Raw genomic sequence first — 4,740 nt, forward strand, 5'->3', positions numbered from 1 at the left:
TCAATGGAGGCAACCACCAACAGCTGCTCAGGCAGCTTAAACAGCGGTACAAAAGGACAAAACAATAACTGTTAGCTAGGATAGCCCCTTTTTTTAATATCGCCCGTCTTTTCTTTTTATTTTTTGATCGAGCGTTCAATTATAACTATAGCAGCTGTAACAAATGCAACTTTTAGAATTATCAGCATCGCAGAAAAGAATTCTCTTTGAGGCAGAGCAATATCTTGGCAGTTCTGTTCATATTTTGGGCGGTGTTGTTGAGATCCGAGCGAAAATAGATATAAAACGTTTGTGTAAGGCGATCAATATTGTGATCGCTTCGGCTGATGCATTACGAATCCAATTGCGTCAAGTTAAAGGCTTAGTTCAACAATCAATAGAAGAGCATGATAATAGAATAATTGAATTTGAGGATCTCAAGGGTCGTGCAGATTCCTACGAGAGATTTCAGGAGAAATCGCACAAAGTGTTTTGTGAGCCTTTCGCTCTTTATGACGCACCGCTTTATCGTTTCATAATATACAGAATTAATGATAAGCACTACGCTTATTTGATAAAGCTACACCACATTATTGCAGATGGATGGTCGGTTGAGTTGTTGACTAAAAATATTACACAACAATATGAAGCATTAACTAATAGAACCTCGTCGACCTTGGTTCCATTGGGTTCATTTTTAGGCTACTTGGACTCTGAACATGCTTATTTTGCGTCGGACGAAAAAGAAGCCGATAAATTGTTTTGGGTCGAGCAAGTCAAAAAAGCGGTAGTCAAGCCGAAGTGTGATATAGTAGTAAATCCGAAAGGTAATCGAAGGTTTTACGTTCTTGATGTAGATTGGGCCAGACGACTCAAGGTCTTTGAGCAGAAATACAAAATTTCCACTTTAATAGTATTCGTTGGAGCAATTCTTTGGTATCTACGCACGATTGAAAATTCAACTGAATTAACGGTTGGAATTCCACTCCTAGGCAGAAAGGGTCGGAGTGAAAGAAATATTTTTGGCAATTTTAGTAACACTATGCCATTTCATTATTCTATCGAAAAGGCGGACAGTGTGAAGAAATATCTTAAATCGATCTCCCAGTGCTTGAGGATGACTTACAAGCACCAAAAGTTCCCTTTTAATATGTTAATGCGTAATTTGAATGAACAAGCACAACGGTCGGTACGGCTTTTTGATGTTGCTGTTAATTATTACAACACAAGTATTCCAGATTCGTTAGCCGGGGGTGCTGTTACTAACACAGAATATTATAGCGGTTGTCAGCCGTATCCCTTGCAAGTCATTATTAAAAATTGGAATGAGACTATGTCTGTATCTATAGACTACGTGGATGAACTCTATCGTGAAAAATCAGTAGACGATTTTTATCGATCTATAATTCACGTTATTGATGAATTTATAAAAAATCCGTGCTCGATCATTTCTGACCTTGAAATTGCAGATAGAGCGACACTTGATGTTTGGAGAAAGCTAGGTAATGGTAAAGAAGAACGATCTGTCGAACCCCGTTTGATTGATAACTGCATTAAAAACACTGCTTTGAATAAAAGGGATGCGGTAGCTGTTGTTTGTAATGATGAATCGATTACTTATAGCGTGCTTGAGGAGCGAGCAAATATGCTAGCAGGCTACTTGTTGGCGCACAATTATGGGGGCAAGAATATTGGGCTGATGCTCGAGCACTCGGTAAACACGATTGTAGCCATATTGGGTGTTTTAAAGGCTGGAAGTTGTTTCGTTCCCATTGGTTTGAATACTCCGGATGAACGTTTGTGTTTTATATTGAAAGACGCACAGTGCGAATTAATAATAACAAATAGGCATTTGGTTGAGAATCGTTGTTGTCCTGTGTCGATTCTGGAATTAAATCATAAATTTTTTATTAGTAAATGGAGTAGTGAGTCCCCAACGCTAGAGCGTCGACTTTCTGATCCTGCGTATGTTATTTATACTTCTGGCTCAACGGGTAAGCCCAAAGGAGTTGTGATCTCGCACGCAAATCTTTTTAATTATGTAGCGTGGGCTTCAAAGCAGTATATAGAACGATCCAATGAAACTTTTGCTCTTTTCTCGCCGCTTACATTTGATTTAACAATTACTTCTATTTTTGTACCTTTGTTTAGTGGTAATCGAATTGTAGTTTATGTAAATGATGATGAGTTTGTTCTGAAGACCATTTTGCGAGAAAACGTTTGTACAGTTTTGAAACTGACGCCTTCGCATCTTCTTGCATTGTCAAAGATTGAAGGCGTCGATTTTAGACTTAGTAAACTGCGTACCTTGGTCGTTGGGGGAGAGCGGTTTACAGTTGAGCTTGCGAAACGTATACATGAACTCTTTGGTGGTCGCGTGCGAATTTTTAATGAATACGGTCCAACAGAGGTAACTGTTGGTTGTATGTTTCATCAATTCGATCCGTTTCACGATGCGTTTGGTTCAGTTCCTATTGGTGTTCCAATTGATAATACCCACGTCTACATTTTGAACGATGATCTCAAAAAAGTACCACGCGGAATTAAGGGTGAACTCTACGTTTCGGGAGACAGCGTTGCCGCGAGTTATCTCAATGCTGCGGAAGAGAGTAACAATTGTTTTATGGAGTGTCCATTTGAACACAAGGTAATGTATCGAACTGGAGACATCGTTCGCTGGAATTTTGACGATTCGATTGAATTTATAGAACGCAAGGACAGGCAAGTGAAAATAAATGGCTATCGAGTTGAATTGGTTGAGGTCGAGTCTAATATGTCGTCGATCCTGGGCATTGATGATTGCGTCGTTGTGAAGCATGTAGGATCTGGCAGGGAGGAATTGCGTGCTTTCTATAAAAGCGATGTATTGGACGAATTTACGATTCGTAATTTGTTGTGCCGAAAGTTGCCATTTTACATGATCCCCCAACATATTATTCGTGTCGACGCATTTCCGCTAAGTTCAAGCGGGAAAATAGACTACAGAGCGCTGAAAGAAATCGAAATCGATGCTAGTGAGGGGGGGCGGTCAGAAAATGTAAAGCTTACTGATAATCATCGCAAGGTATTAAACATTTTAGAAACTGTACTGGGTATTGAATCAATTCAACAAAATGATAATTACTTTAGTTTGGGTGGAGATTCAATAAGTGCTATGCAGATATCTTCACAGTTGCGTGTATTGGGCCATAATATTGCGGTGAACGATATCCTGAATTATCCTCGAATTGCAGATTTTCTGTCGATAATAGAGAAACAGCAAGACAAGGTCGTTGTCGAGGCGTGTTCGACCCAGGTTGTGCGCACTCCCATTTTAAATTGGTTTTTACGACAAAATTTTAAGGAGCCAAATCATTTTCAACAGTCGGTATTGCTCGAGTTTTCAGATATGAAAACTCGTGCATGTTTTACATGGGCATGTAGAAAATTGCTAGAAAAGCATAGAGTGCTTCGAATTCAGTATGCGGTGGGTGCCGATGAATTTAGAATCGCTGAACTTTCAAGTGAATTCGCTGAGACGGTCGTTCATGAGTATTCGTTGAGAGATGCTTCAGATGATGAATATCTGCAGAATAAAATTAATGAGCTCAGGGCTCTGATATCTATTGTCGATGGCAAAATGTTGCAAGTGGGTCTTTTCTCCGATGTTAAGAGTAGCGCGTCTAGCCAATTAGTCTTCATTGTTATCCATCATTTATCTGTAGATTCCGTTTCATGGAGTATTATTTTAAGAGATCTACAATACTATATGGATGCGTTCAAGGATCACACGTCTTACAATGAGCTTGAGAGTAGTCCTGGTTACCCTGAGTGGGCGCAAGTTCTTTCCGACTACAGGCAGTCATTGACGCAGTTGGATCTGCTCGATCAATCCTCATATAGAAGATCCGGAGAATTACTGGATAAGTGTAGAAGTACAAACATCAATGAGCACGCAATGTCCAAGTATTCTTCTGTCCTTGAAGCTAGGCTTACGGAAGATCTTTTTTTCGGTTGCAATAGTAGCTACAATACGAAACCAGAAGAGCTTTTGTTCATTGCTTTAGCTCTAACGTTACATGAACGTTGGAAAGAAGAAACTATGATTGTTGAGGTAGAAGGTCATGGCCGGGGTAGGGAGTTGGGCGGGTTGAACTTAGATTCAATGGTTGGGTGGTTTACCACAATTTTTCCAATCGTTTTTGAATTGAGTTCGGTAGAACCCATTGATGCGAAAATCAAAAAACTCAAAGAGACATTTCGGAAGCAACGTAATTGTGGATTTGATCGCTTTCTCGCACACTACGGAGACATGCATTCTGTTCGACCTTTTCCCTCTGCCTTAGTTCGTTTCAATTTCTTGGGTAATTTGGATACGCTAGTTAATTCAGATCGGTGCAAATTATCAAAGCGAAACAAGGGCCAAGATGTCCATACTAGGAATCGTAATGAGTCATTACTTTATATGGACCTATTCGTTCTTGATGATGTTCTACATGTTCAGCTCGAGTGTGCATCTGAATCTGTAGGTATGTGGAATTTATCGGAGGTAGGAGGTACGTATTTAAACAAATTGAAGGAACTGGTTAATTATTGTAAGGGATGTAATACCAAAAGTTTTACTCCATCCGATTTTGACTTTATAGAAATAGATCAAGATGAATTAGAGAACTTGTTTGGAAGTTAGAGACTGTCCAATAAGTCGCTAATTAGCGAGCCTTCTTGTCGTGAGTTTGATCATCGCCTCAGATGAGCATGCTTTACTTTCTCGGTCGATGGTAA

The 4,740-nt window shown here is 39.7% G+C and carries 1 protein-coding gene; it reads left to right on the top strand.

Annotated features, from left to right (window positions below):
* Nucleotides 1-163: 163 nt before the first annotated feature.
* Nucleotides 164-4,645 carry an amino acid adenylation domain-containing protein gene (locus QEH53_RS23290; protein ID WP_309025636.1) on the top strand — a complete coding sequence of 1,494 codons (4,482 nt, stop codon included), beginning with the start codon at nt 164-166 and terminating at the stop codon, nt 4,643-4,645.
* Nucleotides 4,646-4,740: the final 95 nt, after the last annotated feature.

This window comes from Pelagicoccus sp. SDUM812002 (assembly GCF_031127835.1).
Lineage (GTDB): Bacteria > Verrucomicrobiota > Verrucomicrobiia > Opitutales > Opitutaceae > Pelagicoccus.